The 17,174-nt window shown below is 34.9% G+C and carries 18 protein-coding genes; 13 read left to right on the top strand and 5 right to left on the bottom strand.

Annotation, left to right across the window (positions count from 1 at the left end):
- The first annotated feature begins 5 nt into the window (after nucleotides 1-5).
- The gene (locus JO40_RS01520; RefSeq protein ID WP_044977577.1) at nucleotides 6-1,139 is read left to right on the top strand and encodes an LptF/LptG family permease; all 1,134 of its coding nucleotides are present in this window, start codon (nucleotides 6-8) and stop codon (nucleotides 1,137-1,139) included.
- Nucleotides 1,136-2,209, top strand: a complete 1,074-nt coding sequence (locus JO40_RS01525; protein WP_044977578.1) for an LptF/LptG family permease — start codon at nucleotides 1,136-1,138, stop codon at nucleotides 2,207-2,209. The genes JO40_RS01520 and JO40_RS01525 overlap by 4 nt, the downstream gene beginning before the upstream one ends.
- Here the strand turns inward: JO40_RS01525 and JO40_RS01530 are convergent.
- Nucleotides 2,199-2,906: an RluA family pseudouridine synthase gene (locus JO40_RS01530; RefSeq protein ID WP_044977579.1), complete on the bottom strand. Its 708-nt coding sequence runs from the start codon at nucleotides 2,904-2,906 to the stop codon at nucleotides 2,199-2,201. The two genes, JO40_RS01525 and JO40_RS01530, sit on opposite strands and share 11 nt — an antisense overlap.
- Before the next feature lie 135 nt (nucleotides 2,907-3,041).
- Here JO40_RS01530 and JO40_RS01535 point away from each other — a divergent pair, with 135 nt between their 5' ends.
- From JO40_RS01535 to JO40_RS01565, 7 genes are all read left to right on the top strand, one after another.
- Nucleotides 3,042-4,229 (top strand): glycine C-acetyltransferase, encoded by a 1,188-nt coding sequence (locus tag JO40_RS01535; protein ID WP_044977580.1) that lies wholly within the window; start codon nucleotides 3,042-3,044, stop codon nucleotides 4,227-4,229.
- Nucleotides 4,230-4,315: 86 nt separating this feature from the next.
- Nucleotides 4,316-4,822 (top strand): deoxycytidylate deaminase, encoded by a 507-nt coding sequence (locus JO40_RS01540; protein ID WP_044977581.1) that lies wholly within the window; start codon nucleotides 4,316-4,318, stop codon nucleotides 4,820-4,822.
- Nucleotides 4,823-5,042: 220 nt separating this feature from the next.
- Nucleotides 5,043-5,720, top strand: a complete 678-nt coding sequence (locus JO40_RS01545; protein WP_044977582.1) for a hypothetical protein — start codon at nucleotides 5,043-5,045, stop codon at nucleotides 5,718-5,720.
- Between the two features lie 29 nt (nucleotides 5,721-5,749).
- A complete protein-coding gene (locus JO40_RS01550) occupies nucleotides 5,750-6,082 on the top strand; it encodes a hypothetical protein (RefSeq protein ID WP_144242219.1) in 333 nt (110 codons plus the stop codon).
- Nucleotides 6,083-6,123: 41 nt separating this feature from the next.
- A complete protein-coding gene (locus JO40_RS12985) occupies nucleotides 6,124-6,783 on the top strand; it encodes an ATP-binding cassette domain-containing protein (RefSeq protein WP_276324857.1) in 660 nt (219 codons plus the stop codon).
- Nucleotides 6,780-7,025: a hypothetical protein gene (locus JO40_RS01560; RefSeq protein WP_044977584.1), complete on the top strand. Its 246-nt coding sequence runs from the start codon at nucleotides 6,780-6,782 to the stop codon at nucleotides 7,023-7,025. The genes JO40_RS12985 and JO40_RS01560 overlap by 4 nt, the downstream gene beginning before the upstream one ends.
- Before the next feature lie 161 nt (nucleotides 7,026-7,186).
- Entirely contained in the window at nucleotides 7,187-7,936 is a 750-nt protein-coding gene (locus JO40_RS01565; RefSeq protein WP_144242220.1) for an ABC transporter ATP-binding protein, read from the top strand.
- On the opposite strand, the gene JO40_RS12990 is transcribed toward JO40_RS01565, so the two are convergent.
- Complete coding sequence (locus tag JO40_RS12990; protein ID WP_044979641.1) at nucleotides 7,925-9,049, bottom strand: ISAs1 family transposase; 1,125 nt, start codon at nucleotides 9,047-9,049, stop codon at nucleotides 7,925-7,927. The genes JO40_RS01565 and JO40_RS12990 overlap by 12 nt on opposite strands.
- A 28-nt stretch (nucleotides 9,050-9,077) precedes the next feature.
- Here JO40_RS12990 and JO40_RS01575 point away from each other — a divergent pair, with 28 nt between their 5' ends.
- Nucleotides 9,078-9,701, top strand: a complete 624-nt coding sequence (locus JO40_RS01575; protein WP_276324858.1) for an ATP-binding cassette domain-containing protein — start codon at nucleotides 9,078-9,080, stop codon at nucleotides 9,699-9,701.
- 68 nt (nucleotides 9,702-9,769) lie between these two features.
- On the opposite strand, the gene JO40_RS01580 is transcribed toward JO40_RS01575, so the two are convergent.
- Nucleotides 9,770-11,188 (bottom strand): pyridoxal-phosphate dependent enzyme, encoded by a 1,419-nt coding sequence (locus JO40_RS01580; protein WP_044977586.1) that lies wholly within the window; start codon nucleotides 11,186-11,188, stop codon nucleotides 9,770-9,772.
- A 164-nt stretch (nucleotides 11,189-11,352) separates the two neighbouring features.
- Here JO40_RS01580 and JO40_RS01585 point away from each other — a divergent pair, with 164 nt between their 5' ends.
- Genes JO40_RS01585 through ispF form a run of 3 tightly spaced genes read left to right on the top strand, consistent with a single transcriptional unit; the run spans nucleotide 11,353 to nucleotide 13,176 of the window.
- Nucleotides 11,353-11,982: a CarD family transcriptional regulator gene (locus JO40_RS01585; RefSeq protein WP_044977587.1), complete on the top strand. Its 630-nt coding sequence runs from the start codon at nucleotides 11,353-11,355 to the stop codon at nucleotides 11,980-11,982.
- Nucleotides 11,969-12,712 (top strand): IspD/TarI family cytidylyltransferase, encoded by a 744-nt coding sequence (locus JO40_RS01590; RefSeq protein ID WP_044977588.1) that lies wholly within the window; start codon nucleotides 11,969-11,971, stop codon nucleotides 12,710-12,712. The genes JO40_RS01585 and JO40_RS01590 overlap by 14 nt, the downstream gene beginning before the upstream one ends.
- Nucleotides 12,697-13,176, top strand: a complete 480-nt coding sequence (ispF, locus tag JO40_RS01595) for a 2-C-methyl-D-erythritol 2,4-cyclodiphosphate synthase (protein WP_044977589.1) — start codon at nucleotides 12,697-12,699, stop codon at nucleotides 13,174-13,176. Before JO40_RS01590 ends, ispF begins: the two co-directional genes overlap by 16 nt.
- Here ispF and JO40_RS01600 read toward each other — a convergent pair.
- Together JO40_RS01600 and JO40_RS01605 are read right to left on the bottom strand one after the other, a co-directional pair.
- The gene (locus JO40_RS01600) at nucleotides 13,154-16,393 is read right to left on the bottom strand and encodes a SpiroCoCo family coiled-coil protein (protein WP_044977590.1); all 3,240 of its coding nucleotides are present in this window, start codon (nucleotides 16,391-16,393) and stop codon (nucleotides 13,154-13,156) included. The two genes, ispF and JO40_RS01600, sit on opposite strands and share 23 nt — an antisense overlap.
- Before the next feature lie 72 nt (nucleotides 16,394-16,465).
- Complete coding sequence (locus tag JO40_RS01605; RefSeq protein WP_044977592.1) at nucleotides 16,466-17,167, bottom strand: HAD family hydrolase; 702 nt, start codon at nucleotides 17,165-17,167, stop codon at nucleotides 16,466-16,468.
- Nucleotides 17,168-17,174: the final 7 nt, after the last annotated feature.

The following is a 17,174-nucleotide window of genomic DNA, read 5'->3' on the forward strand; positions in this document are numbered from 1 at the left end:
AACTTATGAGGTGCCCATCATTTAATCATAAGACAATATTTGTATATGTTTTTAGAGAGCTTCTTTTATATTTCATCGTAGCTTTTTTATTTTTATTTTTTATCTTTTTTGTAAATCAAATCCTTTTGATGGCTGAGGAGATTCTATCAAAAAAAGCCCCCATTAAAGATGTCCTAATGCTTTTATTCTATTCCCTGCCCTTTGTTATTGCAACAACAGCACCTTATTCGGCTTTAATAGGAACATTGATGTGCTTAGGCCGCTTTTCGGCAGACTATGAATTTATTTCGATTAATGCGCTAGGCATTTCTACTTCTTTTATTTTGATTCCTGTTTTTTCTCTCGGAGTTTTAGTTTCGGTAGGTTCGTTTATAACAAACGATATTTTGATTCCTCAAGGTACTATAAAATTTAACGAAGTGCTTTACAATATTGCATCTTCAACTCCTGCTCTTGAACTTGAATCTTATTCTGTAAAACGTAATGAAAATTCAATAGTTATTTCCGGCCTGATAAAAGATAATTCCATACATGATCTTTTAATAATCGATTCAAGCCAAAGAGGAACAAAGAGATTCCTGTCCTCATCTCAAACCGATGTAAAAAAATCCAATGATAGGTCGATTATTATGCAGCTTCAAATGCTTAACCCGCGCCTTATCAATTTAGACCTAAACAATAAGTCACAATTTGATGTTGTTTATGGAGAAAGTATAACCTATAATGTGCTTGCAAAAGATGTCGCCCCTAAATTTATTTCAAGCTCAGGCCCCGATAAAATGACTTCATATGACCTAATAAAAGATATAAGGCAAAAAAAAGAAGCAGGGGATACCAGCCCCCGCCTTTTAAATATTTATGTTATGGAACTGCACCGTAAATTTTCCGTTCCATTTGGAGCCTTCTTTTTTGTCTTGCTGGCTTTTGCAATAAGCCGCTCCGGAAAAACCTATGATCAAAGTACAGGCTTAATAGTAGGCCTTTTAATTTCAGTTGCTTATTGGGCATTTTTGATAGGCGGTCAAATGCTCTGCCTTGAATCAGGTCTAAGTATAAACGGTGCCCTTGTAATGTGGCTTCCGAATGTTTTGTTGGTTATTTGTACTGCGTTTTTGACAATAAAGAGGACTTTCAAGTGAAATTAATTCAAAGATACTTGCTTAAACTTTTTCTGCCTACATTTATTGTTGCAATGCTTTTTTTTATTCTTCTTTTAGAGTTGGGAGATTTATTTGCCAACATAGTTGCCTATCTTCAAAACGGAGCCGGATTTAAGGATATTATAAAAGTTATGTGGCTATATATTCCAAAATGTATTTCATATTCACTGCCTCTTGCAATTCTTTTTGCAGGTTCTTACACTATGGGGAATTTATATGCCCGCAATGAACTTACATCAATATTTTCGGCCGGAATATCTTTAGGCCGTTTTACCCTGCCCCTTTTAGTTTTGGGCATTTTATTTTCGTTAGGAATGATTTTTTTTGAAGACAATGTTGTCATAAAATATTTTTATGAAAAAACAAAACTCTCAAAGGAGCTTTTAAAAAAAGAAGAAAGTTTAGATACGCAAGATTTGGTAATTTTATCTGAACTTGGAAAAATTGTTTACACGGCAGATTATTTTAACGCAGAAAATAAAACTCTTTCAAATGCATACATAATAGTCCGTGATGAGAATGGAAATTTATCACTGATTATTAAAAGCGTCTATATGGTTTGGGATAAAGACCGCTGGACAGCTGATGATGCTGAAGTTTACAAGTTTAATGAAAAAAATATTGTAAACTGTTCGAACCTTATTCCCGATGACCTCGTCCTTTCCGAATCGCCTTCTAATTTTCAAAAAAATTTAAGCTCGGTTGATGAGATGAGAATTTCGGATGCCAAAGAATTTATTATAAATCTTAAAAAAAACGGCCTTCCATATTATGAAGCGCTTTCAAAATATCACAGGCGCTTTTCATTTCCGTTTACTATTTTTATAGTTTTGTTTTTTTCTATTTCCTTAGGCGGTAAATTTAAAAAAAATATATTACTCATGAGTATCTTGGTCAGCGTAGGAATAGCATCTCTTTTTTATGTTACCGAAATGGTTACAATGTTGAGCGCCAAATGGGAATACATCTCGCCCCTTGCGGGAGCATGGACACCTATTTTTATCTTCTCAATTTTAAGTATTTATTTACTAAAAAAATCTAGGACTTAGAGCTTGCCTCCAAGCAGGCTTCGATGCAGGCTGACCATAGGGGATCGGGAGACGGAGGAAGGGCCGAAACTTCTATTTGCTTTTTTGTTTGAGGATGACAGAATTTTAGGGAGTAGGCGTGAAGCCTTATTCCGCCCGATTTTTCCGTGCGTTCAAAACCGTATTTTATGTCTCCCTTTATGGGAATCCCCAAATGGGCAAGCTGAATACGAATTTGATGGGTGCGGCCTGTTTCGGGAAAGATGCGTAAAAAATTATAGTTATCGCCAAGTCCTGCAAGTTCCCAATAAAGAGAGGCTTTTTTTCCTCTTTGCTTTGATTCCGTTACAAAGCCCTTTTGTATTTTTGTATTAAACTCAAGATAGTTTTCACAAAATTCTTTTTTATAAAGAACGGGAGCGGTACGGCTTATTCCTGAATCGGCTGCCGGCCTTAATTCTTCTTTTTTTTTACAGATTGCCCAATATTCTTTTTTTACCTTTTTTTCTTTAAAAAGATTATTTAGCTTTGTGTGCATTGAAGTAGAAAAAGCTATAAGAACTAAGCCGCTGACAGGTCTATCCAATCGGTTTACTGCCTCGGCATATTTTTTTTCGCTAAAGGTCTTTTTAAAGAAGACTTGAGAATTGTCCCCGCAGTTTTTTAAAACCACCGCAAAAAAATTGTCCTCAAATAAAATTCTCACTTCATTATGCACTTTAAAACCTCAAACTTTGCGGGCGATTATACAATAATTCACAGCTCTTGACAATATCGTTAAAAAAATAAATAATATCTTCATCTTAAAGTCCGTTTATCTTTAAGAATTTTAAATATTTTTTAGGGGGAACCTATGTCGAATATCCATGATATGGAATTTTTGCAAAAAAAAGTTCAAGAATTAAAAGAACAGGGCTTGTATAAAGAACTTGTTACTCTTGAAGGGCCTAGCGATGCGGAATGTGTTATTAACGGGAAAAAAGTTATTAACCTGTCATCCAACAACTATTTAGGATTTGCAAATCATCCGAGGCTAAAAAAAGCCGCTATTGAGGCTATCGAAAAATACGGAGCCGGTGCCGGTGCCGTACGCCCCATCATCGGCAATATGAAAATACATGATGACTTGGAAAAACTTTTAGCCGAATTTAAAAGAGAAGAAGCCGTTTTAGCTTTCCAATCGGGTTTTAATTGTAATGCAGGTGTTATTCAGGCCATTACAGATAAGGGTGACCTAATAATTTCGGATCAGCTGAACCACGCTTCAATCATCGACGGTACCCGCCTTTCAAAAGCCGATAAGGCCGTTTTTCAGCACTCAGATATGGCCGACCTTGAAAGAGTTTTAAAAGAAAAAAGAAATAACTACAACAATGTTTTAATTATAACCGACGGCGTTTTTTCAATGGACGGAGATATAGCAAAACTTCCTGAAATCGTTGCTCTTGCAGAAAAATACAATTGTCTTACTTATGTCGACGATGCTCACTCAAGCGGTGTTTTGGGAGAAAGCGGACGCGGAACCGTAGACCACTTTAAACTTCACGGAAGAGTTGACGTTGCAATGGGAACCCTTTCAAAAGCTATCGGTGTTGTAGGCGGTTATGTTGCAGGAAAAAAGGTAACTATCGACTGGCTTAAAAACAGGGGACGGCCTTTCTTATTCTCAACAGGCTTACCTCCTGCAGCCGTAGGAGCCGCTATTGAAGCCGTTAAGATGCTCATGGAATCAACAGAATATACGGATAAACTTTGGGCAAACGCCAAGCACTTTAAAGAAGGCTTAGGAAAACTCGGCTACAATATCGGTCACAGCGAAACACCGATTACCCCGATTATTATCGGTGATGAAGCCAAGACCATAGAATTCTCGAAAAAACTCTTTGAAAACGGTATGTTCTCAGGCCCCATCGTATTCCCCACAGTTCCTAAGGGAACAGGAAGAGTCCGATGTATGGTTACGGCAGGCCACACCACCGAACAGCTTGATAGAGCCGTAAAAATCTGTGAAAAAGTCGGCAAAGAAATGGGAATTCTTTAATTCGATTGTTTAAGATAAAAAGCACCGATTTGAAAATATCAAACCGGTGCTTTATTTGAATTTTGTAGATAAGGAAGGTGCTTTTTATGATAGAAGCGAATAGTAACGAAGAAAAATATAGACGGCCGTCATGGGATGAATACTTTATGGATGTCTGCCGGGCTATTGCAAAGCGGGCAACCTGTGACCGGGGAAGGTCGGGCTGTGTTATTGCACGCGATCATCAAATTCTTGTTACCGGCTATGTAGGAGCTCCTACAGGCCTTCCTCACTGCGACGATGTAGGCCACCAATTTAAAAAAGTCCAGCACGAAGACGGTTCAATTACCCAGCACTGCGTGAGAACAGTCCATGCGGAACAAAACGCCATCTGTCAGGCAGCAAAGCGGGGCATCAGCATAGACGGAGCGACCCTTTACTGCAAAATGACGCCTTGCCGCACATGCGCTATGCTCATAATAAACTGCGGGATTGTACGTGTCGTAGCCGAAAAACGCTACCATGACTCAGCCGACACAATCGAAATGTTTAAAAAAGCCGGTATAATCCTAGAACATATTTCCGACTCCCTAGAAGAATACAAGGGGCAATAGAGAAAACTCTACAGAAATATAATTTTTCGGCAATAAGATTCTTCTTATTGTGTTATACTGCTTTCATTATGAGCAATATTACCCGATAGGGCATTTAAGCTGCCCTGATGATATTAAACAGATATCATAAACTGCAAAAAAACACATTCTCTTTCTTAGATAAAGAATTAATTTGACTGTGTGTTGTTTGACAGTTTTTATTAATGGAGGGTAATATTGTATGCAAAAAAATAAAATCATAACATTTTTAACAATTCCTTTTAAAATAAGTCAGTCTTATTTTTTTATTAAGCTGTTTCAGTTGGCTTTTAACGGTTTTTATCCGCTTTTAGAAGTACTAACTTTTACTTTTTTGACGGATAGTGTGATAGAACTAAAAAAAGTAGGAGAAATAAAAGAGCAAATAGGTTTAGCAGTTATATTATTTTTCTCGCTTATCTTTTTAAATTATTTTTTTGATATTTTTATAAGACGGATTAGCTATAAACAGGTAAAAAAGATAAACCTAGCTTTAGAAACTAAGTTTATAAGTAAAATGAGCAGGTTGGAATATTATTATATTGAGAATGCAGAGCTTTATGATAAAATCAATTTAATAAAAAAAGAAATATTAAAAGACTTTATTCAAAAACATAATAAGCTGCTTTCAATATTTAGAATTTTATTTCAATTAATGTCAATTATAATAATTGTGTTTTCAGTTATGGGAATAAAGGGACTTATTATTTTAGCGGGCATTACTGCCGTTATTTTAATTTCAGATTATAACGGAAAAAGAAATTACACCCAAAAAAAAGAAGATACCTTTTTGGACCGAATGTGCGACTATTATTCCGATATTCTTTGTCAAGGAGAATTCGGACAAGAAAAATTAATTTATAATTATGCGATGCTATAAATTGTAAATACCGTAAATTGAACAAAACTTTGATTCAACATGAAAAAAAGACAAAATTAAAAAATATTTTACGTTTGGAGTCATCAAGTTTTTTAACCTTGCTTATTTTTGTTTATTTTATAATTGAGCTTTCATTAAAGGTAAAATCAAATCTTATCTCTATCGGTTTTTTAATTGCAAGTATAAAACAGCTATCATCTTTTTTAAATATAATCCGCTGGGATTTATATTCTGTTCTTGAAATAAAATCGGAATTATCGAATTACTTAAAAGACTTTAATGAATTTGAATCATTTAATGAAATAGATAATAATGAATCTATTTTTATTGATAAGATTAAAAGTTTAAATATAAAAATTTAAACTTTATTTATCCTTTTTCAAAAAAAGTAATTCTACATGATATTAACTATGATTTTAAATTAAATAAGTCTTATGCAATTGTAGGAGAAAATGGGTGCGGTAAAACAACATTTATAAAACTTCTTTTAGGTCTTTATAAAAATTATTCAGGTGAGATTTTATTAAATGATAAAGAATTAAAAACATTAACTCCTAAATCCATATCCGAAAACTTTGCTGTTGTATTTCAGGATTACGGCAGATACTATTTAAACTTAATTGAAAATATACAAATAGGTAATCCAAAAGCTTCGATATCTGAAATTCAAAATGCTATCAGCTTATTTTCATTAAACGGAATTGATAAGGAATCTGTTTTGAGAAAAGGAGATGATAAATCGGTAAATCTTTCGGGAGGGCAATGGCAAAATATTGCGATGGCTAGAAATTTTATAAGCAATGCAAAGATTGTTATCTTTGATGAACCGACTGCAGCTTTAAGTCCATCACAAGAATCAAAAATTTATACTTTTTTAAAAGACATAATAAAAAATAAAACAGCTGTTTTTATAAGCCATAGACTGGGCATTACTCCGCTTGTAGATAAAATAATAGTTTTAAAAGATGGAGTTATTGCCGAAACAGGCTCACATAATGATTTAATTCAAAAAAAAGGGATTTATGCTCAAATGTATAATACACAAAAGGAGTTATATTCATGAAGTTGAGTTTAATAAAAATGTCTATTTTAAATTCTTTGCGTGCAGGAAAAACATATTTTATTTTTATCATATTTATATCAATCATTGACGGATTGAGTTTTGGTTTTGTAACAAAGGCAACATTCAACCTTTTTTCATACCTTGAAAGTTCAAATTCTCAAATATTTGATAAAATTTTTATTTTAAATTTAAGTATTTTTGTTTTTTCAATTGCTTTTAATTTTTTATTAACGGATTTATAAATTACCTTATTGAAATAAATGCAAAAAAAGTTTCAGGCTATGTTAATTTTTTACTCCATAAAAAATTAATCAGTAAACCTCTTATTTTTTTTGATTCGGCTCATAATATTGAAAGGTTGAATTTAGCCAGAGAAGGAGCTTTTGTATCGGGATATGTTGCAATGATAATTATTATGACCTTTACCTCAACAATACCTGCAATAATATCAATGTCATATTATTTATTTACATTTGATATTATATTAGGCTTTAGTTTTCTTGCAATAATTATTCCCAACTTTATTATATTTAAATATCAGCTTTTAAATTATGAAAATGAAACCGACGCTTTGGCTCAAGTCCGTCATAGAAAATCATATACTGAAAAAATGATTACTTCAAAAGAATTTTTTAAAGAAACCAGAACCTTGGATATAGTTTCATTCTTATTAAAAAAATATAAAAAAATTTCTGAAGATGTAGAAGATTTGAACATTAATATTAAAAAACAAAACTTAAAAATAGATTTAAAGGTAAAAGCTTTGAATTTTATATTTTATTTTTTACTTTTTGGATATTCAATATATTTGCTTCTTAACCAAAAAATTTCAATAGCAAGTTTTGGAACTGTTTTTGCAACATCAGGAACGCTTATTTTTATTATAGAAAATATATTTGATAATGATTTTTCGGTAATACGAGCTGCCGGAGCGGAACTTAACGCTCTTGAAGTACTGATGAATGAAACGAAAAAACAAAAATATGAAATTAAAATTACGGAACCGCCTGAAATTGAAGTAAAAAATCTTTGTTTTTCTTATCCTGATTCCGAAATGGAGGTTTTACATAATTTAAATTTTGTAATTCCTAAAGGAAAAACTCTTGCAATTGTAGGAGAAAACGGCTCAGGCACATGGAAATCAATTTTGTAATATTTTTTTGATAAAAGATATATCCATGAGAGCTTTAAACATAATGTGTGACAAAGAAGATTTAGGTGCATTTTTTTGTTTGTATCGCGAGACCAAATTTAACGCCACTTTCCGTCCTATGTTCAAGGCTTGTTGTAGATTTTTATCTAAAAGCCGACAAAAGTCTTCTCTAAAATGAACATCTAATAACCAATGCATGGTTTCTACAACCCATTCTTTTCTTGCTATATCCAATAGCTGTTGAGCTGTAAGTTTTCTGCTCGAAATATAATAATGCCATTCATCACTCTTTCCTTTCTTACTCTTAAACTCTGAATGAATAGCTCCAATACAGCTTAACCCCTCCCATTCATCTGTATTATCCATCCAACCTAAATTAGTTGTGCAGAAGGCTGTTCGCTTTTCAACTCTTTCACGATTTTTTTCACTTTTACAAGCTGTTTCCATTTGTTTTCTTAAAATTTCATCTTGAACATATTCTTCAATATCCGTTTTTAGTAAAGGCTGGTTCCTTTTTACCGACAGTAAATAGTCCCCTTTTCCCTCTTTTATGATTTTTGCCGTTTCTTTTTGACAATTTAAGGCATCTGCAACGATTATATGCCCTTTTATATTAAGAGTTTTTATAAGAGCTTGAACCGTAGGTATCTCGTTTGTCTTTCCTTTAACACATTTTTGTGCCAATGTTATACCAAATTCTGCAACTTGTGCAGAGACTATGTGCAGCGGACTTTCATAGCTGCTCATTTTATCTGTTGAACGGATAGTTTTTCCGTCTATCGCTATTGTAAGAGGCTTTTCTGTACCGTATTCTTTGATAAGAGCTTCAGCCATATTCATAAAACATTCGTTTAATGAGTCTATGTTTATCAATTTAAGTAGACAGGTTAGCCAATAATAGCAAGGTATTTTCTCTATTCCGAATTCTTTACGAAGTTTTTCTTTTATAATATCTTCAGTTGCCCACTCGTGTATCTCTCTAATATTTTTACGTCCACAAAGAAGTCCAAGTAGTAATATTTTTAAAGCTTCCTTTACGCTGTAAAAATATCCGTCGTGATTGCTAATTATTTTGATGTCGTTAAAGTAATCAAATATATTTTCTATTTCCATACCTTCATTATCGGCAGTTTTTAGCAAAATTGATTTCCGTGGCTCAGGCAAAACAACCCTTTCAAAATTGCTCTTAGGTTTGTATGAACCTTCAAAGGGTCATATTATGATTGATGGTAAAAATACCTTCGATAATTGTTTTTTACAAGGTGTTTCTTCATTAAGTCAAAATTTTATTACGTATAACGCAAGTTTAAAAGAAAATATTGAAATATCGGATACCCAAAAAAAAGATGATAAAAAAATAGATAATCTTTTAGACTATATTACAATGAACGAAAAAAAGAAAGCTATAAATAAAAATACAATGCTTGGGCCTGAGTTTAACAGGATAGCTCTCTCGAAAGGACAGGAACAATCCTTGGCTCTTGCCCGTTCCTTATATCCTGATTCCTATTTTATTTGTCTTGATGAACCTACTTCGGCCTTGGATCCCGAGGCTGAAGCTTTTATAATTTCGGCTATGAAAAAAATAGTAGAAAATAAAACGGCTGTTGTAATTACACATAGGTTAGCTATGGCAAAAAAAGCAGACCTTATTCTATTTTTAAAAAACGGCAAAATGGCCGAATTCGGTGATTTTGAAACTCTTATGGAAAATAGAGGCGGGTTTTATAATCTTTTTCAAAGTCAGTCAAAATGGTATGTGTAATTTGAATAATCAGAGAATAATCACCAATAATGGAAAGTAAAATATTCATTCGTCTAAGCTCTCGGCCATCAATTCGATAGAGCCCATTCTTTAAAGGCTGAATAGTCAGGCGGAAGATTAACCGCTTTTAAAGGTTTATATTGTAAACTTTCAAGCTTATCAGGCAAAGACGGCGGCCTTCCGATAGCCGGTTTCATAATTTCCGGGAATTTTGCAGGATGAGAGGTTTGTAAAACTATTCCTACCATACTGTTACGGTTAATTGATGATGCCCATGTTTCAACTTCTGCATATTTTAAAGGTATGCCCGGCTCTTCATCATATTCCGATGCTTTTCTCTTTAATGAATTCAGCGCTCCATTATGGACGTCCTGCCATGCCGTCCAAGCCATAGCACCGTAAGGATCTATTATATAGCCTGTTCTTTCATTACACGACCTAACTGCCGATACGGTTCCCATACCGTCAAGCCAATAAGGAATTATCTGTTTTTTTAGCTCTTCAAAATCATAAATTTGAAGCATTCTCTTAAAGTTTATTATGTTAGGAATATCCAGAGCCGGAGTGTTGGTTTTTACAGCCGGTCTTTTTTCATAATCACCAAGGGTGAGCCAATCTGAAAGAGCATGGTTTTCGTTTTCGGCTGAGATAAGCCCTTTAATCGGTGTTCCCATTTTTTTTGCAATCAGAGCTGCCGTAAGGGCTGAAAAACTTCCTGATGGTATTGAAGCTATGATTGAAGGATTTTCAATTTTGTTATCATAATCGCTGCGGTATAAGACGGTTAAGGCTGCATAGACAAAAAAAGCAACTTGAGGTAAAAGAGGAGCTATGTTTAAGGCGCCCCCTGAGACCAATTTTAATTTTTTAAGTAGATATTCATCTTTTATTGCTTTATCCACAATATTTTCACAATCTTTAAAGGAGCCATCCACACAAATGGCATGAACATTTTTTTGTATTGAAGAAAGGATGTTCTCCTGTATCTCCGTTAAGGAGTCCTTGGGGCATAAAAGAATGGCCTTGACTCCCTTAACTTGCGAAACGGCGGCTGCAATTGCACAAGCCCTTTCTCCCGAGGCAGGTACAATGAGGTTAATCTCTCGGTCTTCATCCTTGTTAAAATATTCTAAAAGATAGGCTAAAAAGCCGGCTCCTATGTCCTTATAGTTACAAGTAGGCCCATGAAAAAGCTCCAAAATATAGGTTGTTGGTGCTATAGGGTTTATCGGGAGCCTGTGAGGATAAAATTGAGCTATTATCGACATTAGATCGCCATCAGGAATTTCATCCCCGCAAAAGTTTTTTATAATTTCAAAGCCTATATCCCGAAAAGAAGAAGGAGGATTTTTATAAATCATAGCCGGACTTATTTTTCCGAATTCCGCCGGCATAAAAAAACCACCCGTTTCTATATTAAATCCTCTTAAAACGGCTTCTTTAAAAGAGACCTGAATGTTTTTATTGGTTATATCGTAAAATTTCATCCCTACTTATCCACAAGTTTTACATATATTTTGCACACTCGAGTTATTCTACAATAAAAATCATTCAGTGTCAATTATCCGTATTATCCTTGTATTATACTGCATTATCCGTCCTGTTCGCCTCGTAGACTAAAAAACATATTTATGCTATAATTGCCTCACTTATGAGTAAGAAATTTGTTTTTTCCGCAAAAGAAGTTGTTGTTTACCCGGGTCAGGGCGTTGGCACCATAACCGATATCACAAAAAAAGAGATAGACGGCGAAGTTATAGACTATTATGTTATTTATCTATCCGATTCCGATATGACGGTTTTAGTTCCCATAACAGGAATTGATAACCTCGGAATAAGGCGTATAGTAACAAAGGCCGAAGCTGAAACCGCTCTTAAATTTCTATCTGAAGATTTTGAGCCGATTCCAATCGATTGGAAGGCTCGCTACCAAATGAATATGGACCTATTTAAAAGCGGAGAAATTTTAAACACGGCTTCTGTTGTACGCTCCCTTTACCAGCGAAGTAAAACAAAGGAGCTGCCGATTCAAGAAAGAAAACTTTATGACTCAGCTTATAGAATTTTTCAAGATGAAATAGCAGCCGCTATGAAGATGACAAAGACAGAGGTAGAAGCATCAATCCATTTACACCTTGAACCTCTTGGAGGAACTATAGAAAAATTTAAAGAGGAATATAATGACGATGATGATTTAATCATAAATGATGATAATAGATTTGAAGATGACGATATGGATGAAGACGACGACATAGAAGACTCGGACTATGAGGACGATTAAAAGTTTAGGCTTTGCGGCTGTAGTAACTGCAGCAGGCAAATCCAAACGAATGAAGTTAGATACCAAAAAAGAATATTTAAGATTACCTGAATATGGAGAGGGCGTTACGGTTCTCTCCGAATGTATTTTAAAATTTTTACAAACAAATCTATTTGAAGTCATGATTGTTACTGTGCCGTCCTCGGATATTTCGGATGCACATAATCTAATCTTCAAAGATAAAAGAATTGAAAAAGCCCTGATTGAAAAAAATACAAAAATAATCTTTACGGCAGGAGCCGATACAAGACAGGCTTCCGTCTTTAAGGCCTTAATCAAACTTGAAGAACTTAAAGAAAAAAATGAAACCGATTTTAACTTTGTGTTAATTCATGACGGAGCCCGTCCGTGGGTCAGCCCAGAGCTTATAAAAACAGTCTGCACTGAATTAGGCAATCACGGTGCTGTAATTCCCGGCTATCAAGCCGTTGATACGCAAAAAATCATAGACAAATCCGGCAAAATAACCCAACACCTCAAAAGGAGTTCCGTATATTCGGTTCAGACTCCTCAAGGATTTAACTTTGACAAAATATTACGGGCTCACAAACAAGCTGTAGGAAACGGAAAAGAATATACCGATGACAGTGAAATTTATGGGGAATTTTCCGGAGATGTTTTTATTTGTGCCGGAGAAATATCCAACAAAAAAATAACTTTTAAGGAAGACATAAAATGCGTACAGGCTTAGGCTACGACTTACACCGCCTTGTAAGGGGAAAAAAACTTATTATAGGAGGCATTCATATTCCTTTTAAAAAAGGAGAAAAAGCCCATTCGGATGGAGATGTCCTCCTTCATGCTATAACCGATGCTCTCCTTGGAGCCTGCGGAATGGGAGACATAGGAGAATTTTTTCCGCCGGATGATAAAAAATGGAAAGGCGCAAATTCGGCAGACCTCTTATCTGAAGTATGGGCAAAAATAAGTGCAAAGGGCTGGCAAATTCAAAACATCGACTGCGTAATAATAATCGAAGAACCTAAAATTCTCCCTTTTAGGGAAGAAATAAGAAAGTCAATAGCCGACATCTTAAAAATAGAAAAAGAGCAAATTTTTCTAAAAGCAAAAACCGGCGAGGGTATAGGAATAATAGGAAAAGGCAAGGCCGTTGCCGCCCTTGCCTCATGTCTTATCTTTTATACTCAAGGATAAGATCTACTTCCCCTAACGATAGATTTAAAGCCTTTGCAATTTCACTGTTTTTCCATCCTTGCCGGGAAAGTTTTAAGACATTTTCTTTAACACTTATTGACGGACTTCCGCTTTCATTCCGTTCAGGTTTTTCGCCTTTAAAGAGGTCTGCCATCAGTTTTAGCTGAGATTCGGACTCGCTTGAGATTTCTTTTAGTCTGGTTTCAGTGGCGGCAAGCCAGCTTCTGGCCTGTTTTAAGTTATCCATTTTCGAGTTTAAATCTTCCAATGTAGAATCTACGTTTTCAATTTGCTCACAAACGGCTTCTGCTCTACCCTGATTTGATAAAAGAGTTTCAAGCGTTACCTTTATCTTTTCCATCTCAGGTGGAATCACACTTACCTCTTCTTTAAATTTTTTAATATCCGATTCAAGCTCTTTTAAATTTTCAAAAGCTGAATCAATGCTTTCAAGAGTTTGGTTTAATACGGCTTCTTTTTTCTCCAGTCTTTCATAGCGGGTATTTACATCACCGATACCTTCTTCAAGTTTTCGAATTTGTACTTGATATTGCTGCAAGTCATCATTTACAGCCGTAAGCTCGATAATCTTTTTGTCCATAGAATCGGAAAGATTATTGAGTTTTACAAATTCACCTTCCAACAGCTCAATATTTTTGCGTTCATTCATAAAGCGATTAACTTTCTGCTTTGCCTCTTCTTCCAAATGAGTAACTTTCTCATATTGAAGGGCCAAATCGTCCATTGCAGTCCTGTATACTTCAAATTTGGTAACCTCACTTTTAAGAGAAGCAATATCTTTTTCCAAGCCCTCTTTTAGTTCATCAGCCCTATCAAAGACTTTAGTTTGAGTAATAAAGGCATTTTGTTTTTTATCAATTTCTTCTATGATTGAATTTAAGCGGTCTGAATCGGCTTGTATTTTTTCACGTACCTTTTCTTGGGTTTCATCAAGCCGGTTTCTTACTTCGAGAATCATGTCATTTATATTCTGAACCGAAATTTCTGCCTCAGAAGCCGCATCCTTAATTTTTTTATTGATTGCCTCATTGAGTTTTTCTGCCTCAGCATTAAAGCGGTTTGTAACTTCGGAAGCATGTTCTTCGATAGCCTTATTTGCAGATGCAATCTTATCATCAACGGAATTTAACTTTGCCTGAATGCCATTAAAGGTTTCGCCGTTCTTTGCAACAAAATCCTTGTATTGCGCATTGTACTTAGCATCAAGATTTTTAATTGCATTTTCAGTCAAACCGGCAAAGTTTGTAATCTTTTCGTCAAAAAAGGAGCGGGCATCGGTAAACTGTTGATCCGTACGGGACTTCCATGTCTCAAAGTCTTTTTTAATTGTCTCAAACTGCTCCTCCGATTCTCCCTTTATTGAAATAAGTTTTTCTTGCAAAGTCTTTGAAGTGTTTTCAAGCTCTGCATTTTGATTTGATATAGCCTCTTGAACCTGCCCCTTATAAGAAGCAAGCTCACCTTCAAGCTGTTGCGAAGCCTTTGTTTTTATCTGATTTACATCTGCACGGAAAGATTCTATATATTTCTCTACGGTACCGTCTACGGCAGAAACTCTTGCATTTAGACCGGATTCAGCATTTTTAACCTTTTCATCCAGTTTTGCAAAAAGAGCCTTATATTCTTCGGCTGCCTGACCAAGTCTTGCACGCAGGTCAGCCTTATATTTTTCTTCCAAGTCCTTCCTTGCCGATTCATTCTCTGAGGCAAGAAGAGCCATGTTTGCAGACACATCTTCCTTCCACTGATCAAAACTGAGGTTAATAGCTTCGCTTCGCTTTGCAAGGTCTGCAAAAAAATCGTCTTCAAACATTTTCAGTTTTTCGGAAACATTTGTATAAGCTTTTGCTTTTAAATCATCAATACCGGCATCTATAGCCTTCATCCTCTCTCGTATTTTTTCGGAATTAGCGGTAAACTCGTTAAAAAAGTTTTGCTGACTTTGCTTTGCGGCGTTTACATAAGAAGAGAATTCGGTCATCATTTCGTTTTTAATAAGGCCTTGAGATTTTTCGATTTCCTCTTTTAAGCTGTCGACGTTTTCAATGGCCTTTTCAAATTTTTTAAACCTTTCTTCGGTTTGAATTTTAAACTCATTTAATTTTTTGTCTGAAAATTTAGAAAGAGAATTTATATTTTCCTGAAAATTGGCTGCAAGAGAATTAAATTGAGAACGCATTGTAGCTTCGGTCTGATTTAAATCGGCAGAAATCGCATCCGATCTTACCGAAACGGCATCTTCCGCTTCCTTTAGCCTTTCCGAAATGGAATCTATACGGGAAGAAATATTTTCTTCTTTTTCGGAAAAATCCGAATTCATTTGAGCAAGGTAGTCTTTAGCCTGAGTTTCCCATTCCGTTTTAAATTCGGCAGCCATCTGCCTTGTCCGATTTAAATTATCGTCCATCTGAGCTTCAATCTCTGCAGCGGTTTCTTCAAATTCCTTACGGTAGTTTTGAACCCTTTCTGCCGTTTCTTCCTTCAATTTAGCAAAAGCAGCTTCTTGAAGAGCACCGGCCTTATCTGCAGCGGAATTATATGCTTCCTTGTAAATATCTTGAAGTTTAATGGAAGTAACTTCCAATAATTCTCCCGTATCCCTTTGGGCAGAAGCAAGACGGTTTTCAACGTCGTTTATTACAAGCCTCATTTCATCTAATATTTTGCTTTTATATTCGCTTAATTTTGCATCTGCTTCGGCTGCAAAGTTTTGTTTTAATTCAGGGATGCTTTCGGTAAGATTATTAAGCTGAACCCTTGCATTATTGATAGCTTTTGCAAGCGAATCGACAAAATCGGCTTCTCTTGTAATTTCCGTTAAATTTTTTTCTGCCAGGGAGGTCATGTCCATAAGTTTTTGAATAGTTTGTCCGGATTCTGAAATATATTCGTCTATTTTTTTGATGGTCTCTGCACGAGCTTCCACAGTTTCCGTTTGTTTTAAAAACATCTTACTTAGGTCATCGAGCTTTTTTACGGTTGCAATAGCCGTACTTTGCTGAACCGCAAGTTCGGTGGAAAGATCGCTCAAAGAAGAGTTTTTTTCGTTTATAAAGACTTCAAGGTCTTCTTTTATTTTATCTCCATACCGTTTTGCTTTTTCGATGGATCGGTTATTTTTATCGCTTTGCCTAAAAGCAACAATAATACCCACACAAATTGCCAAGGTTACAATATTGAATAGAATATAATTCATTAAAAAGTCCCACCTTTTTTTACACTAGGCCTCATCTTAAATCAGAAAAAACCTGTCTTACATCATATCAGATTATATCATAAATTTCAATAATTGGCGATAGTTTGAAAAATAAATATCGGGTTTTTCGGCATCTTTTTGAGCAAAAATCTTTTTAAATAAAATAAATAATCGGCTCTTTATGCAGGCTGTATACATTCCCGCAGCCTTTGCCCCTGCAACATCATACTTGAGATTGTTTCCTACATAAAGAATCTTATTGCAAGGCAGCTCAAGGGTTTCTGCCAATTTTTTAAAAGATAAGGGAGAAGGCTTTAGAGCTCCTATCACCTCTGTTCCTAAGACTACATCGCATAGGGGTAAAATGCCCCATACATCATTTTTTTGTTCAGGTAAAAAATCTGAAAGAAGAGCAATTTTAAGGCCTTGACTTTTAAATTCTTCTATGGCTTCTTTTACAAAGAAAAAAGGTTTTATTTTTGCAAAACGTTTTTTCCAACCTATATAAATTTCTTGATCTAAAAATGTTTTTACCTCAGCTTGGGGCTTCCCGCTATGCCTGCTCAATATTTCGGCTTGAAAATCAAAAAAATCGTTTAAAAGTTTATTAGGATTTTTTTTCTGCCATAATCGAATATCCTTGCGGGTCTTATTAAATGCTGACATAAGATTAAAATTTTTTAAAAGAAAGGGAATTATATGCAAATTAAAATGCCACGAAGGATAAAGTGTACCGTCAATATCAAAAGCTATAGCAGAAATACCGTACTTCATAGTCTTT

The sequence above is a fragment of the Treponema putidum genome (assembly GCF_000755145.1).
Taxonomy (GTDB): domain Bacteria; phylum Spirochaetota; class Spirochaetia; order Treponematales; family Treponemataceae; genus Treponema_B; species Treponema_B putidum.